This window comes from Sinomonas atrocyanea (assembly GCF_030812675.1).
GTDB lineage: Bacteria > Actinomycetota > Actinomycetes > Actinomycetales > Micrococcaceae > Sinomonas > Sinomonas atrocyanea_B.
The window spans coordinates 41,618-60,618 of record NZ_JAUSTE010000010.1 but is presented as its reverse complement, the minus strand read 5'-3'; the positions used below and the strand labels follow the sequence as shown (position 1 = coordinate 60,618).

Sequence of the window (19,001 nt, the reverse complement as noted above, 5' to 3'; positions counted from 1 at the left end):
CTGCCCCTCCGAAAGGCCCTCCCATGACCACCTCGCTCACTCCGGACACCGGTACCGGCGCCATCCCCACCGCCGGCTCGGGCACCCCGGACACCGCGTCCCCCACAGCCCCGGGTGGGCGCACGGCGGCGGCCTCCTCCCGCCGTCGTCCGCCCGCCCGGCCCTCCTGGCGCCGCGTCGCCTTCGGCGCGGACCAGCCCCGCTGGGCCCGCCCGTCCGCGTTCGGCCTGGTCGTCGCCTCGGGCTTCCTCTACCTGTGGAACCTGACGAACTCCGGCTGGGGCAACGAGTTCTACGCCGCGGCAGTCCAGGCCGGGAGCAAGGACTGGACCGCGTGGTTCTTCGGCTCCCTCGACGCCGGCAACGCCATTACCGTGGACAAGCCTCCGGCCGCGTTCTGGATCCCAGGACTCCTGGGCCGGATCTTCGGCTTCAACTCGTTCACCATGCTCCTGCCCGAGGCGCTCATGGGGGTGGCCTCGGTCGCGCTCATGTACGCCGCGGTGAAGCGCGTGAGCGGGCCGGCCGCCGGCCTCATCGCGGGCGGCGCGCTCGCGGCGACCCCGGTCGCCGCGCTCATGTTCCGGTTCAACAACCCGGACGCGATGCTCACGTTCTGCCTGGTCCTCGCCGCCTACATGACCGTCCGGGCCATCGAGAAGGCCGGCTGGAAGTGGCTCGTGGGCGTGGGCGCCGTCCTCGGCCTCGCGTTCCTGACCAAGATGCTCGCCGGCCTCATCATCGTCCCCGCGCTCGGCCTCGCGTACCTGTGGGCGGCCCCGACCACGCTGCGGCGGCGGATCCTGCACCTGCTCGGTGCGCTGGGCGGCCTCGTCGCCGTCGCGGGCGCCTACATCGCCGTGTTCACGCTGACCCCCACGAGCGTGCGTCCGTACATGGCCGGCTCGCAGACCAACAGCTTCCTCGAGCTCACCTTCGGGTACAACGGGCTCGCCCGCATCTTCGGCAACCGCGGCGGCGGCTTCGGGGGCGCGGTGCGGGACCGCGCGTCCGACGCCGGTGCTGCCGCCGGCTCGGGCGCGACCGGCGGCGGGGGCCTCGGCGGCTTCGCCGGCGGCGCGCCGGGCGGCGGGGGCCCGGGTGGCGGCGGATTCGGAGGGGCGGCCGGGATCACGCGGATGTTCGGCACGACCTTCGGGTCCGAGATCTCCTGGCTCCTGCCGGCGGCGCTGATCCTGCTCGTGGCCGGGTTCTGGTTCACCCGGCGGGCCGTCCGCACCGACCGGGTGCGTGCCTCCCTGATCATCTGGGGCGGCTGGACCATCCTCACGGCCCTGGTCTTCTCGTTCATGACCGGGACCGTGCACAACTACTACGCGATCGCCCTTGCGCCCGGGATCGCCGGAGTCGTGGGCATCGGCGCCGCCGAGCTGTTCAGGGGCAGGTCCTACTGGCCGTCCCGGACCGTCCTGGCCGTGGCGGTGCTCGGCACGAGCGTCTGGACCGCGGTGCTCCTGGGCCGCGACGCGTCGTGGCTGCCGTGGCTGCGGGTCGTGGTGGTGGTGCTCGGCGTCCTCGCCGCGCTGGGCTTCCTGGTGCGGGTGGACCGTTTCGGGGCGGGCAGGGTCCGCGCCGGTGCGATGGCGCTGGCCGTGACGGCGCTCCTCGCCGGTGGGCTCGGCTCCGCGGCGTTCACGGTCGCCACGGCCTCGGTGGGCCACAGCGGCGCGATCCCGACCTCAGGGCCGTCCAGTGCCAGCGGCTTCGGGACGCGAGCCGGGTTCGCGCAGTTCCGCGACCGTCTGGGAGCCTCGCGTGACGGCTCCGCCGGCGAGGCCCCCGGCGGCGGGGCCACGGGTCCGGCTGGCACTCCTGGCCAGACGGGCGGCTTCGGCGGGCAGGTGCAAGGCGGCCCGGGCGGCGGGGCGACGGCGTCGAGCGCATTGGTGGCGCTCCTGAAGCAGACCACCAGCACGTGGTCCGCGGCGACCACCGGTGCGAATTCGGCGGCCTCCCTCGAGCTCGCCTCGGGCACCAACGTCATCGCCATGGGCGGCTTCATGGGCAGCGACCCCTACCCGAGCCTCGACGAGTTCAAGGCCCTGGTCTCCAAGGGCGAGGTCACGTACTACATCGCAGGAGGCGGCGGCTTCGGCGGACGTGGCGGGGGGTCCACGGACGCCTCCGCGATCACCCAGTGGGTGGAGGCGAACTTCCAGGCCCAGACCGTCGGCTCCACGACCGTCTATAAGCTGGTGAAGTGATGGCCAGCACGCTCGGCTACGAGCCGCCCGGGGCACCTGGGGCGTCCCCGCGCCGCCCCGGCCGTCTGGGAGTCACCTCCTGGAGGTCACGTCCTGCGGGTCCGGCCGCCGGGCGTACCGGGGCGGCGGCGTCGCGCCGGCGCGCCGAGCTCGCGGTGGTCCTCGGGGCGATCGCGGCCCTCTACCTGTGGAACCTCACCGCCAACGGCTGGGCGAACGCGTTCTACTCGGCCGCGGCCCAGGCCGGCAGCCAGAACTGGGAGGCGTTCTTCTTCGGCTCCTCGGACGCCGGGAACTCGATCACGGTCGACAAGCCCCCGGCGTCGCTGTGGATCGTGGACCTCTCGGTGCGCGTGTTCGGGCTCAGCTCCGCCTCGATCCTCGTCCCCGAGGTCCTCATGGGCGTCGCCACCGCCTGGATCCTCTACCTCGCGGTGCGCAGGGCCGTCCTGGCGGCGACCGGCAGCGATGCCGCCGCGCACCGCGGCGGGCTCCTCGCCGCCGTCGTGCTCGCCCTGACCCCCGTCGCGGCGCTCATGTTCCGGTTCAACAACCCGGACGCGCTGCTCGTGCTGCTCATGGCGGCGGCCGGCTACGCCGTGGTGCGCTCGGTCCAGGACGGGACGGCGCGCTGGCTCATCGCGGCCGGCGCCCTGCTCGGCGTCGGGTTCCTCGCCAAGCAGCTCCAGGTCCTGCTGGTGGTCCCGGGCTTCGGGCTCGCCTACCTGTGGGCCGCCCCGCACCCGCTGGGGCGGCGGCTGCTCCACCTGGCCGGGGCGCTCGCCGCGATGGCGGCCGCCGCGGGCTGGTGGATCCTCGCCGTCCAGCTGACCCCCGCGAGCGCCAGGCCCTTCATCGGCGGGTCCCAGACCAACTCGATCCTGGAGCTCACCTTCGGCTACAACGGGTTCGGCCGGCTCGACGGCAACGAGGTCGGCTCGGTGGGCGGCGGCAACGGCTGGGGCCGGCCGGGGCTCCTCCGGCTCTTCTCGGAGTCGTTTGGCGGCCAGATCGCCTGGCTCCTGCCCTCCGCGCTCATCCTGGGGGCCGCCCTCCTCTGGGTGGGGCGCCGCGCCCCCCGGACCGACCCGGTGCGCGCCTCCGTGATGGTGTGGGGCGGCTGGGTGCTCGTCACGGGCCTCACGTTCAGCCTCATGGCGGGCATCATCCACGAGTACTACACGGTGGCGCTTGCCCCCGCCATCGCGGCGCTGGCCGGTCTCGGCGCGGGCGTCCTGTGGCACCGGCGCGGCCGGCGCACGGAGGCGGCCGTCCTGGCCGCGGCAGTCCTCTCGGCGGGGGCCATGGGCGCCGTCCTGCTGGGCCGCGCCACGGGCTTCGTCCCCTGGCTGGCCCCGGCGGTGGCGGTCGCGGGGATCGCCGCGGCGCTCGGCGTGCTCGCAGGACCGTTCGGCGTGCCCGTCGCCCCTCGGTGGAGCGGCCGGGCCGCGCGGACGACGGCGGCCCTCGCCCTCCTCGCCGGCCTCGCCGGCCCGCTGGCCTTCACGGTGCAGACCGTGTCCACCGCGCACACCGGGGCGATCGTGAGCGCCGGCCCGTCCTCGGGATTCGGGTTCGGCGGCCCGGGCGGGTTCGGGGGCCGGCGCCAGTTCATCCAAGGCCAGTTCGGCCAGGGCACGGGCGGCCCGGCGGCGACGGGCTTCGTCGGACGCGGGGGCGGGGCTGGCCTCCTCGGTGCCAGCAGGCCGTCGGCCGCACTCGTCGCGGCCCTGACCGCGGACGCCTCGAAGTACACGTGGGCCGCGGCCGTGGTCGGGTCGAACAACGCCGCCGGCTACCAGCTCGCGAGCGGGCAGCCGGTCATGGCACTGGGCGGCTTCAACGGCACCGACCCCTCCCCCACGCTCGAGCAGTTCCAGCGGCTCGTCGCGGAAGGCAGGGTGCACTGGTTCATCGCGGCCTCGCTCATGGGAGGCGATTCGGGCTCCGACGCTGCCCGCCAGATTGCCCAGTGGGTCGAGGCCAACTACGCCGCCCAGACGATCGGCGGGACGACGGTCTACCGACTCGGGTGAGAGTGGGGTGCCGGAACGGCGGGTGCTGCGGCTACGGTGGGCCCATGGCGGATTCCGAGATCCTGCGCGTGGACGGCCCCGACGGCGTACGGGAAGTGAAGCTGAGCAGCCCGGACAAGGTGCTCTGGCCCGGCACCGACGGCGGCGGACCCCTCACGAAGCGGGACCTGGCGGGATATCTGCTGGCGGTGGCTACGCCGTTCCTCCACCTCAACGGGGACCGGCCCATGACGCTGCAGCGCTTCCCCGAGGGGATCGACGGCGAGGAGTTCTTCTCCAAGCGGCCGCCGCGGGGCGCACCGGCCTACCTGCGGACGGTGACGTGCACGTACCCGTCCCGCCGGCGCCACGACCAGCTCGTGTTCGACGAGCCGGCTGCGCTGGCCTGGGCCGCCCAGATGGGAACGGTGACCTTCCATCCGTGGCCGGTGCGCACCGCCAATCTGGACAACCCGGACGAGCTGCGCATCGATCTGGACCCCCAGCCGGGACGGACGTTCGCCGACGCCGTCACCGCGGCCCAGGCCCTCCGCGAGGTCATGGCCGACGCCGGACTCACGGCCTACGCGAAGACCTCCGGAAATCGGGGCGTCCACGTCTACGCGCGGATCCGGCCCACGCACGAGTTCCAGCACGTGCGCCACGGCGTCATCGGGATCGCCCGCGAGCTCGAGCGGCGGCTGCCGGAGCTGGTCACCACGTTCTGGTGGAAGGAGGAGCGCGGCGAGCGGGTCTTCGTCGACTTCAACCAGGCCAACCGGGACCGCACGATCGCCGCCGCGTACTCGCCCCGGCCCCTGCCGCACGCGCCGGTCTCGACCCCGCTGACCTGGGACGAGCTGGCCGACGCCGACCCGCGCGACTTCACGGTGCGGACCGTCCCGGCGCTCCTGGCCAGCCGGAAATGCCCCTGGACGGACATCGACCGCACCGCGGGCGACGTCGGCGGGGCACTGGCGCTGTGGGAGCGGGACCTCGAGCGCGGGCTCGGCGAGCTGAACTTCCCGCCCGACTACCCCAAGATGCCCGGCGAACCGCCGCGCGTGCCGCCCAGCAAGCGCAAGGCCGACCGCTTGGACGCCGACTACCTGGCGCCCAAGGCGGAGCGGGACGCCGAGTGGGGCACCGCCATCGCACCTCCGTACGGGCCGATGCTCGCCAAGCCGGTCAAGAAGCTGCCGGAAGGGGACTTCCTCTACGAGCCCAAATGGGATGGCTTCCGCGCAATCGTCTGGCGCTCGGGCGACAGGGTCGAGATCGGCTCGCGCAATGCCCTGCCCATGACCCGCTACTTCCCGGAGCTCGTCGCCGCCTTCGTGGAGAACCTCCCCGACCACTCGGTCATCGACGGCGAGATCATCCTGGTGGACCCCGAGTCCGGGGACCGCCTGAACTTCGACGCGCTGCAGCAGCGGATCCATCCGGCGGCGTCACGCATCGCCAAACTCAGCGCCGCCATGCCGGCCAGCTTCGTCGCGTTCGACCTGCTGGCGCTGGGGCAGGCCAACTACGTCGAGCGCCCGTTCGCGGAGCGGCGGGCGGCGCTCGAGGAGGCCATGGAGGGCGCGGAGCCGCCGGTCTACCTCACCGACGCGACCCGGGACCCGGCCCTAGCGCTGGAGTGGTTCACCGCCTTCGAGGGGGCAGGCCTGGACGGCATCGTGGCCAAGCCGCTCGGTGAGCCCTACGCCGAGGACAAGCGGATCATGTCTAAGCTGAAGCACGAGCGGACGGCGGACTGCGTCGTCGCCGGATACCGGCTGTACAAGGACGAGACCGACGCCGTCGGCTCCCTGCTCCTGGGACTGCACGACGACAAGGGCCAGCTCCACTCGGTGGGGGTCGTCGGGGCATTCCCGATGGCTCGCCGGCGTGAGCTGTTCACCGAGCTGCAGCCCCTCGTCACGACCTTCGACGACCATCCGTGGGCGTGGGCCCAGCCCGCGAAGGAGGCACCGGACAACCGGGACCAGTCGACCCCGCGCACCCCGACCGCCGCGGCCCACTCGCGCTGGAACGCGAACAAGGACCTGTCCTTCATCCCGCTGCGGCCGGAACGCGTCGCCGAGGTGCGCTACGACCACACCGAGGGGGACCGCTTCCGGCACACCGCCCAGTGGGTGCGGTGGCGGGAGGACCGGGCTCCCTCGTCCTGCACCTACGACCAGCTGGAGGAACCGGTCAGCTACGACCTGTCCTCGGTGCTGAGCGGGGACCGGTAGGCCTGCCGCGGCGGCAGCCGGCGCGCAGGCGAGTCAGCCGTTGGGCCGGTTCGGGAGGTACTGGATCGCCCAGCGGTTGCCGTCCGGGTCCTCGAAGTTCACGAAGTGGCCCCAGTCGAGGACCTGGACGTCGCTGACCTCGACCCCGCGGGCGGCCAGCTCGTCGTGCGCCGCGGTGATGTCCGCGACCACGATCTGCAGGGCCGCGGTGCCGGGCGGCTTCTCGGACAGGCCCTCGCCGAACGCGATCGAGCACGCGGACCCCGGCGGGGTGATCTGCACGAAGCGCAGGTCCTCGCTGACCCGCTGGTCGTAGTCGAGGTGGAAGCCGACCTTGTTGACGTAGAAGTCGATGGATCGGTCGACGTCGCTCACGGGGATGAAGGCCAGTTCGATTTTCCAGTCCATGCGCCCACGCTAGACGCGGGCGGACGGCCTCGGAAGGGACCGGCGGACGGCTGCGGACGGGGACGGTCCGCAGCGATCTGGAAACATCTCAGAAAAAATTCTCGGGAGCGAGTGACCTTTCCACGGCACCGGTCGGTTCAAGGGGTGTAGGGCGCGTGCTTGGCGTCCTGTCCACTGACTTCGATCCTTAGGAGCCGATCCATGTCGATCCTCACCGTCATCACCTCTGGCCTCACGTCGGGCAAGATCGCCGCCAGCGCCGCCGCGCTCGGTGTCCTCACGGTCGGCGGCGTGGGAACCGCCGCGTACACCGGCGCCCTTCCGGCCGAGGCCCAGGGCGTGGCCCACCAGATCCTCGGCGCCCCGGCGCCCCAGACCGCCGTGGACGCGGCGAAGGGCGATGCCACCGCCGCGGGCCAGAAGGTCCAGGACGTCGCGGCCAAGGGTGCCGCCCAGGCCAAGGACGCCGCCACTAAGGCGGCTTCCCAGGCCCAGGGCGCGGCCGCCGACGCCCAGAAGACTGCCGGCAGCGCCGGCTCCTCCGCCGAGGGCAGCTCCACCGGTGCCGCGGACCTCGACCTCGTCGGCCTGTGCCACGCGGACGCCAACGGCTCGCTCAACGCCTCCTCGGCCGGCTTCAAGAGCCTCGAGGTCGCGGCCAAGGGCCAGGCCAACATCGCCGCCTACTGCCAGGGCCTCGACGCCCAGGCCGCCGCCGGCTCCGTGAAGCAGGCCGTCGGCAGCGCCGCATCCGCCGCCAAGGGTGCGGTCCCCGGCACGCCCGCCCTCCCGAGCGTCCCCGCTGTCCCGGCCCAGGGCTCGCTGCCCAGCGTCCCGGCCGCCCCGAGCGTCCCTGCCGTGCCCTCCGACCTCGGCAGCACCCTCCACCAGTAACCTGCGGTAGGGTGTTTGACCGTGCCGGAGCCGCCCCTGCGGCGGCTCCGGCACGAACCGGCACAGTGCCCGTCCCCCACGGGCGCCATGCGCCGTGGCCGATGGACAGGATGGAGTGGTTGCACACGAGCGAGGACCCCGGAGTCGTGATCGCCGCGGACGATCAGGACAGCCCGGAAGCACTCTTCACCGCCGCCTACCGCGAGTACTCCGGCCCCGTCAGGGGCTACCTGCGCGCGCGGGGCATTGACGACCCCGACGCCGTGACGCACGACGTCTTCCTGGCCCTCTACACACGGCTGACCCAGGGCGGCACCGATGAGGGGCCCGGCTTCATCGGCGGCCTCGCGGGAACGAAGGCCCTGGCCTTCACCATCGCCCACGGGCGCGCCGTCGACCATCACCGGCGCAGGGCGAGGACCCCCTACCTGGTGCCCCACGAGGCAGAGACAGATCCCCGCCGCGCGGCCACCACCCCCGAGGATGCCGTCGTCGCCGACAGCGGCGCGCTCGCCCTCCTCAGCAGGCTCTCCGAGGACTACCGCGAAGTCCTCCTCCTGCGCATCGTCGCCGACCTCTCGATCGAGGAGACCGCCGCGGTCATGGGCCGGACCACGGGCGCCGTCAAGCAGCTCCAGCGCCGGGCCCTGAACGAACTCCGCACGCACGTGCCGACCACAGAACTGAGCAGGCCATGACTTCCGCCTTTGACCCGGACGACCTCGACGTCGTCGACGAGCTCCTCGAGGGACTGGACTCCGAGGACGCCGAGTCCCTCCGTCCGGTCCTCGCCGAGCTCCGCGGGCTCGCAGAGTCCGAACCTGTGCTCCCCAACCGCCGGCTCAGCAGCCTCCTCGCCGCCGGCGCCGCCGCGGCCGCCCCGGCCGCCGTCACCGCCCTCCAGCCCGCCGCCCCCGAACAGCTCCCGGCCGCCGTCACCGCCCTCCAGCCTGCCGCCCCCGAGCAGCTCCCGGAGACCGAGCACGAGCCCGCGCCGGCCACGGTGGTGGACCTCGAGGCGGCCCGCAGCACCCGCTCGCGGTCCCGCCGGCGGCGCGGCCGCCCGGCCACGACAGCGCTCATCATCGCGATCACCGCCGGTGCGGCCTCCGCCGGCGCGGCCGCCGTGGCCCAGGACGGCTTCCACCTCTGGCCGGGCAGCGGCACCAGTGCTGTGGACACCGCGCCCAGCCAGGCACCGTCCCCGGATGGGACCGGCCAGGCGCCGCTGCCGGCCCGGGTGGCGCCCGCCGTACCGGGACCGACGAGCACGTCGGCGCCCGAGGGCACCCAGGGCCCGGCAGGCGTCTCCCCCAAGTCGACCCGGCCGGCGTCGCCCGTCACACCGTCCGTTCCCGCTCCGGCGGCGAGCGTCCCCGGGGTGCCGCTCCCGCAGCTGCCGCTCAGCCCGCCCTCGCTGGCTCCCAGCGCGGTGCCCACCATGCCGCACCTGCCGCCTGCGCCCACGTCGCCGTCGCTGCTCTCCGGCCTGCTGCCGAAGCTGCCGTAGGACGGCAGGCCCTTCGGCGCGGGGGCCCGCTACTTGGCCAGGCCGTAGAGGCGGTCGCCCGCGTCCCCGAGCCCGGGAACGATGTAGGCCTTCTCGTTGAGCCGCTCGTCGATCGAGGCGAGGACGATCTTCACGTTCGCATCCCCTAGGCCCTTCTCGAGGCGCTCGAGCCCCTCGGGCGCGGCCAGCAGGCAGATGCAGGTGACATCGCTGGCCCCGCGGCGGAAGAGGAACTTCACGGCCTCGCTCAGGGTCCCCCCGGTGGCGAGCATGGGATCGAGCACGAAGACCTGGCGGCCCGTGAGGTCCTCCGGCAGCCGCTCCGCGTAGGTGACGATGTCGAGCGTCTCCTCGTCCCGGGCCATCCCGAGGAAGCCGACCTCCGCCGTCGGCACGAGCTTGACCATGCCCTCGAGCATGCCCAGGCCTGCCCGCAGGATCGGCACGACCAGCGGGGTGGGCTTGGTGAAGGCCGTCCCCACGGTGGTGGTGACTGGGGTCTCGATCGTCACGGGCTCGGTGCGCACCTCACGGGTGGCTTCGTAGGCCAGGAGGGTCACGAGCTCCTCAGCCAGCTGCCGGAACACCGGGCTGGAGGTGTTCTTGTCCCGCAGCACGGTCAGCTTGTGCGCGACGAGGGGGTGGTCGACGACGAGAGTTCGCATGGCAGAGAACCTACCAGCCCCGCCTGCCGGGCTCACCCCGTCCTGCCCTCGCCTTCTCGTCAGAGCGAGGACGACGGCGGCACCCGCCCGCCGCCGTCGGGCGCGGCCTCGCCGGTGGCGTGCTCCGCCCGTGAGCGGCGCACGAGGTGGAAGACCTGGTGGGCGATGATCACCACCGTCAGCCACGCGCATCCCAGGAACCAGGCGGCCACGACGTCGGTGAGCCAGTGGTGGCCGAGGAAGACCCGGGAGAGGCCGATCCCGAGGGCGTAGACCGCGCCGAGGCAGATCACCGCGGTCCGGGTCCACGCGCTGCGGACCCGGAGGCAGACGAGGTAGACCACGATCCCGGCGATGACCGTCGCGTTGAGGGTGTGCCCGCTCGGGAAGGACGCGGAGTACTCGTACGGGGGGACCGCGAGCTCGTGCGGCGGCCGGGCCCGTCCGGTGAGCTGCTTGCCGAAGACGGTCGCGGACAGCGAGCCGAGGGCCGCCGCCGGCACGAGGACGAGGGGCCGCCAGTGGCGCATCCACACGGCCAGGAGCACCATCGCCACGGCCGCCACGATCGGCGCGATCACCCCGCCCCCGATGTCGGTGACGACGGTGACCGCCGCGTCGAGGGTCGGGGTCCGGGCGGAGACCGCCCAATCGAGCACCGGCTGGTCCAGCGCCGCGAGCTCGTCCCGCTTCACCACCGACTCGTACACCTCGCCGCCGGCCCAGGAGAACCCGAGGGTCAGTGCAGCCCCCACGGCGAGCACCATCCACATCGTGGCGTTGGGGCCGAGCCGGCGGCCGATCTCGGCAGCCCAGCGGCCCAGCGTGCCTCCCTCGTCCACGCGCGCCTCCTCTCCCCCGGCGTTCCGGCCGGGTGCGACGGGGTGCGGCCGGCTGAGGCCGGGCCGCGCCGTCTGCGCCCGAACCTATCATTGGAGCCATGCCCGCCCCCGGACCGCACACGCAGGACCGCGCCCACGTCTCGTGGATGCGGCGCGCCCTCGAGGAGGCGCGGGCCGCCGAGACGACCGGGGACGTGCCGATCGGGGCCGTCGTCGTGGGGCCCGACGGCGCGGTGGTCGCGGCCGGGCGCAACGAACGCGAGGCACTGGGCGATCCGACGGCGCACGCGGAGATCCAGGCGATCCGCGCGGCGGCGGCTGCGCTCGCGCACCAGGGCGACGGCGACGGCTGGCGGCTGGCCGACTGCACGCTCGTGGTCACCCTCGAGCCCTGCGCGATGTGCGCGGGCGCGATCGTCCTGGCGAGGATCCCACGCGTGGTCTTCGGCGCCTGGGACGAGAAGGCCGGCGCGGCCGGAAGCGTGTTCGACATCCTCCGCGAGCGGCGCCTCAACCACTGGGTCGAGGTCTACCCGGGTGTGCTCGACGAGGAGTGCGGGGCGCTCCTGCGCGGGTTCTTCGCCCAGCACCGCTGAGGCCATGGGTGGAATGATGGCCATGACCTCGGCCGGCGACCTCACATTTCCGGCCTCCCCGGCGTCTTCATGGTGATGGACACGAAACAGCCCTTCGAAAAGCTCGTCGAGCTCCACGGAGCCTCGGTGCTGCGGGTGTGCCGCGCGGTCGTCGGCCCGCTGGATGCCGAGGACGTCTGGCAGGAGACCTTCCTGTCGGCCCTCCGCGCCTACACCGACCTCCCGCCCGATGCCAACGTCGAGGCCTGGCTCGTGACCATCGCCCACCGCCGCTCCCTCGACGCCGTCCGGGCAGCGGGGCGCCGCGCCGTCCCGATCGAGTCGGTGCCGGAGGGACGCTCGCCCCTCGGGAACCCCGCCCCGCCGGACAGCGGCGTGTGGGGCCAGGTTGCACGCCTGCCCGACAAGCAGCGGCGCGTCATCGCCTACCGTTACCTCGGCGACCTGCCCTTCGGGGAGATCGCCGCGATCGTCGGCGGCACTCCCGCCGCTGCCCGCCGCTCCGCCGCGGACGGGCTCAGGAAGCTGCGCGCCCTCGTCTCGGCAGACCTGCTGCCGGAAGGAGACCCCTCATGAACCGCCCCCACACCGACCCGACCTCGACAGGCGCAGATCCTGCCGAACTGGCCGCCCTCGGCACCGTGGACCTTGCCGTCGCACCCCACCTGACGGCCATCGAGCCCGGCACCCTCGAGCGGCTGCGCGGAACACTGGCGGCCGAGGCCGGCCGGGAGGGACTGCTCGACGTTGCCTACCGGGTGGTCGACTCGCCGCTGGGCCAGCTCCTCGTCGCCGCGACCGAACGCGGTCTGGTCCGGGTGGCCTTCGAACGCGAGGGCCTCGACGCCGTCCTGCAGACACTCGCCGACCGGCTCAGCCCGCGCATCCTCGAGGCCCCCGGCCGCCTGGGCTCCGCCGCCCGGGAGATCGAGGAGTACTTCGCCGGACGGCGCACGCGCTTCGACCTGCCCCTGGACCTGAGCCTCTCCGCCGGGTTCCGCCGCACCGTCCTCGCCCACCTCGGCGAGATCCCCTTCGGCGCCACTGAGAGCTACACCGAGGTCGCCCGGGCCGTGGGGAACCCGAAGGCCGTCCGCGCCGTCGGCACTGCGTGCGCGACCAATCCCCTACCGCTCGTGATCCCGTGCCACCGGGTGCTGCGCTCCGACGGGAGCCTCGGCGGCTACATCGGCGGCCTGGAGGCGAAGACGGCACTGCTCTCCCTGGAGGCGGCCGCGTGAGCGGCACGCTCTTCGGCGACGACCTGCTCGAGCGGCCCCGCCACGAGCTCGCACCGGGCGCCGTGCATGTGCCCGGGTGGCTCACCCTCGAGCAGCAGGCATGGATCACCGGGCAGTTCCGCCAGTGGTCCGCGGGACCGGTACCACCTCGGGCCGCGGCCGTGCGGGGACACGAGATGTCCGTGAAGACCGTGTGCCTGGGCTGGCACTGGCAGCCCTACCGTTATTCCCGCGAGGCCACCGACGTCAACGGGGCCCGCGTGCTGCCGCTGCCCGACTGGCTCGCGCGCGTGGGCCGGCTCGCCGTCGCCGAGGCCTATGGCCCCGGCGAGGCGGCCCGCCAGTACGCCCCCGACACGGCCCTGGTGAACTACTACGACGACGCCGCCCGGATGGGCATGCACCAGGACAAGGATGAGGTCTCCCGCGAGCCGGTCGTGTCCTTGTCCGTCGGCGACAGCTGCCTCTTCCGCTTCGGCAACTCCGAGTCGCGGGGCCGGCCGTACGAGGACCTCGTGCTGGCCTCCGGCGACCTCTTCGTGTTCGGCGGTCCGGCGCGGCTCGCCTTCCACGGCGTCATGAAGACCTACCCGGGCACCGCGCCCTCCGGGTGCGGCCTCGAGGCCGGGCGCATCAACATCACCCTCCGCGTGACCGGACTGGACTGAAGGAGCACCCCCGTGGCCGAGGCAGCACTGATCACCGGCGAGGACGGCCTGTCCCGGCCTGTATGGGCCAGCGCGGATGCGCTCATGCGCGAGTACTACGACACCGAGTGGGGCATGCCCGTCCGCGACGAGCAGGGCGTCCACGAGCGGATCTGCCTCGAGGGCTTCCAGGCGGGCCTCTCGTGGGCCACGATCCTGCGTAAGCGGCCCGCGTTCCGCGCGGCCTTTGCCGGCTTCGACCCCGAGGCGGTCGCGCGGTTCACGCCGGAGGACGTCGAGCGGCTCATGCTCGACGGGGGAATCGTCCGCAACCGGGCCAAGATCAAGGCCGCCGTCACCAACGCCGCGGCCACGCTCGCGCTGCGCGAGGAGGGCGGCCTGGCGGAGTTCGTGTGGTCGTTCCAGCCCGCCGAGACTCCAGCGCCCGCCTCCTTCGCCGAGATCCCGTCCACGTCGCCGGAATCCATCGCGCTCTCGAAGGCGCTGCGCAAGAAGGGCTTCGCGTTCGTGGGCCCGACCACGATGTTCGCGCTCATGGAGGCCATCGGCATCATCGACACCCACCTCGTGGGCAGCCATCGCCGCGGCAGCTCGGGCGTGTGGGCGTAGCCCCGGTGGTCGCGCACAGCGCGGGGTCGACAGTGCCTGAGCACGGCGGAATGGCGTCGGAGCCCCGCCATCCAGAGGCCGCCGCTGCTCCCCTCCGGCTGGAGGCCCCGGGCGGCCTCGCTCCCGCCGCGATGCTCGCGGGCCTCGCCGCCCACACCGTGCCTGGCGCCGAGCGCACCGACCTCGCCGCGGGCACCCACGAGCGGCTCGTCCACACCGCGGGCGGACCCGTCGCCGTCTCGGTGCGGCTCGATGCCGACGGCGTGGACCTCGCCGTCCGCGCGGCCCACGAGGTCGTCACGCCCGTGGTCCCGGCGGTCCGGGCGTGGCTGGACCTCGCGACCGATCTGGGGCCCGTCCGCGCGGCCCTGCGGGCAGACCCGCTCCTCCGGCCCCTCGTGGACGCCCGGCCCGCGCTGAGGGTCACCGGAACGACGGACGCCTTCCAGACGGCCGTGACGACCGTGCTGGGCCAGCAGGTCTCGCTCGCGGCGGGCCGCACGTTCGCGGGCCGGCTCGTCGCCGCCTACGGCGAACCCGGCCCCCACCTGCTGGCCCAGTTCCCCACCGCCGCTGCCCTCGCCGGGGTCCGCGCCGAGGACCTCCAGTCCGCCGTCGGCCTGACGTCCTCCCGCGCCCGCACGGTCCGCGCCCTCGCACAGGCCTTCGCGGACCGGAGCCACTCCCCCGGGGACACCGGCCTGCGGCTCACGCGTGAGGAGCTCCTCGCGGTCCCCGGCGTGGGCCCCTGGACCGCAGACTACCTCGAGGTCCGCACCGGCAAACCGGATGCCTTTGCCCCCGGCGACCTCGTGCTGCGCCGCGCCCTCGGCGGCATCAGCGCGGCCGAGGCGGCCCGCCGCGCCGAGGCGTGGCGGCCGTTCCGGGCCTATGCACTCGTGCACCTGTGGACCGCCACGGCCTACACGCGCTGAGCACCCGGCGGCCGAGGCAGGGCACAGCGGAGGCCGGGGCCGGGCCCGGCGCATCGCCCCAGTTTGGACTCGGCGGCCCGACTCGGTAGAGTAGATGCCTGCTGGTGGTGTGTCCGAGCGGCCGAAGGTGCATCACTCGAAATGATGTTTGGGGCAACCCAACGGGGGTTCAAATCCCTCCACCACCGCCCAGCACGAAGGCCTCGCCTTCCCCGGAATCCCGGGGATCGCGAGGCCTTTGTCATTCCCTGCGCCGACCGAGCCCGGCTGGGGGCGGGCAGATCGCCGGCTGCACCTGCTCGTTCCACTGCCCACAGCGTAGGATGCCGCCCACAGCGTTGAAACGAGAGGGACCCCATGGCCGCGACATGGCTCGACGAGGCCAACGCCCACGTCCGCTCCGACCTCATCCCCGTCAGGATCGCGGACTTCCCGCCCCGGAGCGGGTGAGGGCACGAGAGGTGTCCTTCGTCGAGCTGTCCCTCATCTGCATCGTCGCGCTCCTCGGTCCGGCACTCGCGGCCAGGAAGTCCTGGCACCTGCCGCTCGTGCTCGGCGAGCTCATCGCCGGCGTCGTGGTCGGCAAGTCGCTGCTCGGCTGGGTCGACTCCGGCAACGAGACGCTGGCCTTCCTCGCCGACCTCGGCTTCGCCCTGATGATGTTCGTCGCGGGAACCCATGTGCCGGTGCGGGACCGGACCATCCGGGAGGCCGTCGGCAAGGGTGCCCTCCGGACGGTCGTGACATCGGCCGTCGCCGCCGCGCTCGGCATCGGGATCGCCCTCCTGATCGGCTCGGCCCATGCTCCCCTGTATGTGGTCCTCATGGCCTCGTCCTCCGCAGCCCTCGTGCTGCCGATCGTCGACTCGCTCAAACTCACCGGCCGCAGCGTCCTCGAGCTCACGGCCCAGGTCGCGCTCGCCGACGTTGCAGCGATCGTGGCGCTGCCGCTCGCCATCGACCCGGCCAACGCCAGGCCCAAGGCGATCGGGGCGTTGGCAGTGGCCGTCTGCGCCGTCGTGCTCTGGTGGGCACTGCGGCACTTCGAAAGGGACGGCTCGCGGCAGCGGCTCCACAGCTTCTCCGAGGAGCGCAAGTTCGCCCTGGAGCTGCGCATCCAGCTCTCGATCCTGTTCGCGCTGGCAGGGCTGGCCGTGTTCACGCACGTGTCGGTCATGCTCTCGGGCTTCGCCTTCGGCCTCGCGGTCTCCGCCGTGGGCGAGCCTCGGAGGCTGGCACGTCAGCTGTTCGCCCTCAACGACGGCTTCCTGGGCCCCGTGTTCTTCGTGTGGCTCGGCGCCTCGATCGACCTGCGCCAGCTCGGCGGCCACCCGCAGATGATCGTGCTCGGCCTGCTGCTCGGCGTCGGCGCGGTGGTCGCCCATGCCGTGGGCCGCATGACCGGCCTCCCCCTGCCGTTCGCGATCGGCTCGGCTGCCCAGCTCGGGGTCCCGGTCGCCGCCGCGACGATCGGACGCAGCCTCGGAGTCCTCGCCCCTGGCGAGGACTCCGCGCTCCTCCTCGGCGCCCTCCTCACCATCGGGAGCACGACGGCGGCAGCCTCCTGGGCCGCCCAGCGCGCCGCGGGGGCGCCCCCGGCGCCGGGGCCGGCTGCCCCCGCCGACGGGGGCGCCCGACCGGCCCAGTAGGACCGCGCCCACCCCGGGGACGCGGCTCTGGACACCGTCCACGTCCGAGCCCACACTGGCCGCATGCGAGCCAAGATCAGCACTCCGCACCGGCCGCACCACCACGAAACGGCCCAGGCCGCGACGGTCCAGGACGCCGCCCGGGCCGGCGCCGGCACGCCAGAAGCCGGCCGCTCCGCCGGGGCGGCTCCCGCCCCGCCGCGGCCGCCCCTCACAGGGCCGGTCACCGGCGAAGAGCTCGAGCTGGCCCGCCGCAACCACTCGGCTCCGCTCGAGGCCCTCCGCTGGCACCTGACCCCGCCCGGCCTGCACTACACCGTGGTCCACTTCGACATCCCAGACCTGCACCCTGAGGACTGGCGCCTGAGGATCCACGGGTCACTCGGACATCCCCTCAACCTCACCCTCAGCGAGATCCGGCGGCGCCCCCGCCGCACGGCGGCAGTCACCCTCGAGTGCGCCGGCAACGGACGCGGCCGCCTCGAGCCCCGCCCCCAGAGCATCCCGTGGGACACGGGCGCCGTGGGCACTGCGGAGTGGACCGGGACTCCGCTCGCCCCGCTCCTGGCCGAGGCCGGCATCGGTGCCGAGGCCGTCGACGTCGTCTTCACCGGCGCCGACCGCGGCGTCCAGGGCGGCCTCGAGCAGGACTACGCCCGCTCGCTGCGGGTGGACGAGGCGATGGCCCCCGAGGTGCTCCTCGCCTACGAGATGGGCGGCCAGCCCCTCCCGCCCCAGCACGGATACCCGCTGCGGCTCCTCGTGCCGGGGTGGTACGGGATGGCGAGCGTGAAGTGGCTCGCCTCGATCGAGGTGCTCGACAGGCCCGCGCACGTGTTCCAGAACGAGAGCACCTACCGCTACTCGCGGGACGCGGACGATCCGGGCGAGCCGGTGGGCCGCATGAGGGTCCGCTCGCTGATGGTCCCGCCCGGCATGCCCGACTTCTTCACGCGGCGCCGGACCCTCGGAGCCGGGCCTACCACGCTCCGTGGCAGGGCCTGGTCGGGCGACGGGCCGGTGGTGAGGGTCGAGGTCGCGATCGACGGGGCCTGGGCGGAGGCACAGGTGGAGCCTCCGGGCGCAGCGCACGCGTGGCAGGAGTTCACGCTGCCCTGGATCGCTGCTCCGGGCACCCACACGCTCGCCAGCCGCGCCACTGACGCCGGCGGCCACGTCCAGCCCCTCGAGCAGGCCTGGACGTTCCAGGGAATGGGCAACAACGCCGTCCAGGAGACCACGGTCGACGTGCGCGCCTGAGGCAGCCCCGTCCCGCCCCCGCCCCCGGGGCCACGGGGGCCACAGAACGCCGTGGCCGGACTGTGGCCGTGTCGTGCCTTGACGCCAGTGTGACGGGAGTGAATTGTGGGAATATGAACCGCGTCCAGCGCAGCCTTGCTCTCTTCTCACCGCTCGCCCTCGCAGCGGTGCTGGCCGGGTGCGGCACGGGGGGCGCCCAGCCGGCCGCGTCGCCCTCGTCCGCCTCGCCCAGCCCCGCGTCCTCGAGCGCGAGCCCCTCCCCCAGCGGAACCCCGACGGGATCCGACAGCGCGACGCCGGGCACGGGCAGCGCGGCCGCTTCCACCCCCGCTGCCGGCGGAGTGGCCCGATGCGTCGCGAACCAGCTCCAGGGCAGCCTGCAGCCTGGCGCGGGCGGTGCCGCCGGGACCGTGTACCAGAAGATCGCCCTCAAGAACGTCTCCCAGTCGCCCTGCCTCCTCGAGGGCTTTGCCGGCGTCTCACTGACCGACGGACCCACCGGCGCCCCCATCGGTGCACCGGCCGACCGGGACACCACAGTGCCCGTCGTGCCGATCGTGCTCCAGCCCGGCCAGAGCGGCGCGGCGGACTTCGGACTGCACCAGGCGAGGAACTACACGGGGTGCACGGCGGTGACCGCCGCGGGCTACCGGGTGTACCCGCCGGAGGACTACGGGTCGCTGTTCATTCCCGCCCAGGTCACGGCTTGCTCGAATGGCGACATCCATCTGCTGACGCTGCGCGCCTTCCAGCCTTCCTGATTTCCGCGCGGGGATAATCTGCGCATCCGGGGCCGGGGAATTTCCTAGGACAATTGTTCAGGGAATTCGCCGGCCTCGGCTTTTCCCCGCGCAGCCCAGGTGCCCCGCAAGAGGGACGGCCGGAGGCTCAGAGCACTCCGGCCGTCCGCGCCGGCACCCGTGGACTGCTCAACGCGGCGACGCCGCGGAGCCGGGCTGCCGGCGGACCCCCTGGGGAGCCCGGCACCGGGCCGGGCCCTCGCTCAGAGGGGGCCCTTGCGCCGCCGCGGCAGGAACTGCTCCGTGGCGGCCTTCGCCTTCTTGTCGGCCCGCTTTTCCTTGATGGACCGCCCCTGCTTGAGGTTCTTCGAACTTCGTGGCGACTTTCCCGACATTTCAGCTCCCTGATATGTGGATTCGAAAACTGGAATACCTGTGCCAACGACCATACCGGAGAAATAAATAAAAGCCAGCCGTGCATGGCGGCCCCAGCAGCAGGGC

19 protein-coding genes and 1 tRNA gene are annotated in these 19,001 nt (G+C 73.4%); 16 read left to right on the top strand and 4 right to left on the bottom strand.

Going from position 1 to position 19,001, the window contains the following annotated elements; all coding sequences use genetic code 11:
• The first annotated feature begins 23 nt into the window (after positions 1–23).
• From J2W20_RS14100 to J2W20_RS14090, 3 genes are read left to right on the top strand one after another with little or no spacing between them, the layout of a single operon-like run.
• Positions 24–2,225 carry a glycosyltransferase family 39 protein gene (locus J2W20_RS14100; protein WP_307007311.1) on the top strand — a complete coding sequence of 734 codons (2,202 nt, stop codon included), beginning with the start codon at positions 24–26 and terminating at the stop codon, positions 2,223–2,225.
• The gene (locus tag J2W20_RS14095; RefSeq protein WP_307007425.1) at positions 2,225–4,261 is read left to right on the top strand and encodes a glycosyltransferase family 39 protein; all 2,037 of its coding nucleotides are present in this window, start codon (positions 2,225–2,227) and stop codon (positions 4,259–4,261) included. Before J2W20_RS14100 ends, J2W20_RS14095 begins: the two co-directional genes overlap by 1 nt.
• 44 nt (positions 4,262–4,305) lie before the next feature.
• Positions 4,306–6,483: an ATP-dependent DNA ligase gene (locus tag J2W20_RS14090; protein ID WP_307007310.1), complete on the top strand. Its 2,178-nt coding sequence runs from the start codon at positions 4,306–4,308 to the stop codon at positions 6,481–6,483.
• Positions 6,484–6,516: 33 nt separating this feature from the next.
• On the opposite strand, the gene J2W20_RS14085 is transcribed toward J2W20_RS14090, so the two are convergent.
• Complete coding sequence (locus J2W20_RS14085; protein ID WP_307007309.1) at positions 6,517–6,891, bottom strand: VOC family protein; 375 nt, start codon at positions 6,889–6,891, stop codon at positions 6,517–6,519.
• A gap of 201 nt (positions 6,892–7,092) precedes the next feature.
• Between J2W20_RS14085 and J2W20_RS14080 the strand changes: the two genes are divergently transcribed.
• The 3 genes from J2W20_RS14080 to J2W20_RS14070 all read left to right on the top strand — a co-directional run bounded on the left by J2W20_RS14080 (position 7,093) and on the right by J2W20_RS14070 (position 9,295).
• The gene (locus J2W20_RS14080; RefSeq protein ID WP_307007308.1) at positions 7,093–7,785 is read left to right on the top strand and encodes a protein tyrosine phosphatase; all 693 of its coding nucleotides are present in this window, start codon (positions 7,093–7,095) and stop codon (positions 7,783–7,785) included.
• Between the two features lie 110 nt (positions 7,786–7,895).
• Positions 7,896–8,483 carry an RNA polymerase sigma factor gene (locus J2W20_RS14075; protein ID WP_307007307.1) on the top strand — a complete coding sequence of 196 codons (588 nt, stop codon included), beginning with the start codon at positions 7,896–7,898 and terminating at the stop codon, positions 8,481–8,483.
• Positions 8,480–9,295 (top strand): hypothetical protein, encoded by an 816-nt coding sequence (locus J2W20_RS14070; protein ID WP_307007306.1) that lies wholly within the window; start codon positions 8,480–8,482, stop codon positions 9,293–9,295. Before J2W20_RS14075 ends, J2W20_RS14070 begins: the two co-directional genes overlap by 4 nt.
• Before the next feature lie 29 nt (positions 9,296–9,324).
• Here the strand turns inward: J2W20_RS14070 and upp are convergent, their stop codons facing one another.
• Together upp and J2W20_RS14060 are read right to left on the bottom strand one after the other, a co-directional pair.
• Entirely contained in the window at positions 9,325–9,960 is a 636-nt protein-coding gene (gene upp, locus J2W20_RS14065) for a uracil phosphoribosyltransferase (protein ID WP_307007305.1), read from the bottom strand.
• Positions 9,961–10,019: 59 nt separating this feature from the next.
• The gene (locus J2W20_RS14060; RefSeq protein ID WP_307007304.1) at positions 10,020–10,802 is read right to left on the bottom strand and encodes a phosphatase PAP2 family protein; all 783 of its coding nucleotides are present in this window, start codon (positions 10,800–10,802) and stop codon (positions 10,020–10,022) included.
• A gap of 98 nt (positions 10,803–10,900) precedes the next feature.
• Between J2W20_RS14060 and tadA the strand changes: the two genes are divergently transcribed.
• From tadA to J2W20_RS14010, 10 genes are all read left to right on the top strand, one after another.
• Positions 10,901–11,398: a tRNA adenosine(34) deaminase TadA gene (tadA, locus tag J2W20_RS14055; protein ID WP_307007303.1), complete on the top strand. Its 498-nt coding sequence runs from the start codon at positions 10,901–10,903 to the stop codon at positions 11,396–11,398.
• A gap of 75 nt (positions 11,399–11,473) precedes the next feature.
• Positions 11,474–11,974, top strand: coding sequence for an RNA polymerase sigma factor (locus J2W20_RS14050; protein ID WP_307007302.1), 501 nt, complete (start codon positions 11,474–11,476; stop codon positions 11,972–11,974).
• On the top strand, positions 11,971–12,639 hold the full coding sequence (locus tag J2W20_RS14045) for a methylated-DNA--[protein]-cysteine S-methyltransferase (protein ID WP_307007301.1): 669 nt from the start codon (positions 11,971–11,973) through the stop codon (positions 12,637–12,639). The genes J2W20_RS14050 and J2W20_RS14045 overlap by 4 nt, the downstream gene beginning before the upstream one ends.
• Positions 12,636–13,307: an alpha-ketoglutarate-dependent dioxygenase AlkB family protein gene (locus J2W20_RS14040; RefSeq protein WP_307007300.1), complete on the top strand. Its 672-nt coding sequence runs from the start codon at positions 12,636–12,638 to the stop codon at positions 13,305–13,307. The genes J2W20_RS14045 and J2W20_RS14040 overlap by 4 nt, the downstream gene beginning before the upstream one ends.
• A gap of 12 nt (positions 13,308–13,319) precedes the next feature.
• On the top strand, positions 13,320–13,916 hold the full coding sequence (locus J2W20_RS14035; RefSeq protein WP_307007299.1) for a DNA-3-methyladenine glycosylase I: 597 nt from the start codon (positions 13,320–13,322) through the stop codon (positions 13,914–13,916).
• Positions 13,917–13,966: 50 nt separating this feature from the next.
• A complete protein-coding gene (locus J2W20_RS14030; protein ID WP_307007298.1) occupies positions 13,967–14,851 on the top strand; it encodes a DNA-3-methyladenine glycosylase family protein in 885 nt (294 codons plus the stop codon).
• Between the two features lie 103 nt (positions 14,852–14,954).
• A tRNA-Ser gene (locus J2W20_RS14025) sits at positions 14,955–15,039 on the top strand.
• Positions 15,040–15,312: 273 nt separating this feature from the next.
• Positions 15,313–16,500: a cation:proton antiporter gene (locus tag J2W20_RS14020; protein WP_307007297.1), complete on the top strand. Its 1,188-nt coding sequence runs from the start codon at positions 15,313–15,315 to the stop codon at positions 16,498–16,500.
• Positions 16,501–16,563: 63 nt separating this feature from the next.
• Positions 16,564–17,760: a sulfite oxidase gene (locus J2W20_RS14015; RefSeq protein ID WP_307007296.1), complete on the top strand. Its 1,197-nt coding sequence runs from the start codon at positions 16,564–16,566 to the stop codon at positions 17,758–17,760.
• 113 nt (positions 17,761–17,873) lie between these two features.
• Positions 17,874–18,521: a DUF4232 domain-containing protein gene (locus tag J2W20_RS14010; protein ID WP_307007295.1), complete on the top strand. Its 648-nt coding sequence runs from the start codon at positions 17,874–17,876 to the stop codon at positions 18,519–18,521.
• Positions 18,522–18,763: 242 nt separating this feature from the next.
• Here the strand turns inward: J2W20_RS14010 and J2W20_RS14005 are convergent, their stop codons facing one another.
• The gene (locus J2W20_RS14005; RefSeq protein ID WP_307007294.1) at positions 18,764–18,895 is read right to left on the bottom strand and encodes a hypothetical protein; all 132 of its coding nucleotides are present in this window, start codon (positions 18,893–18,895) and stop codon (positions 18,764–18,766) included.
• Positions 18,896–19,001: the final 106 nt, after the last annotated feature.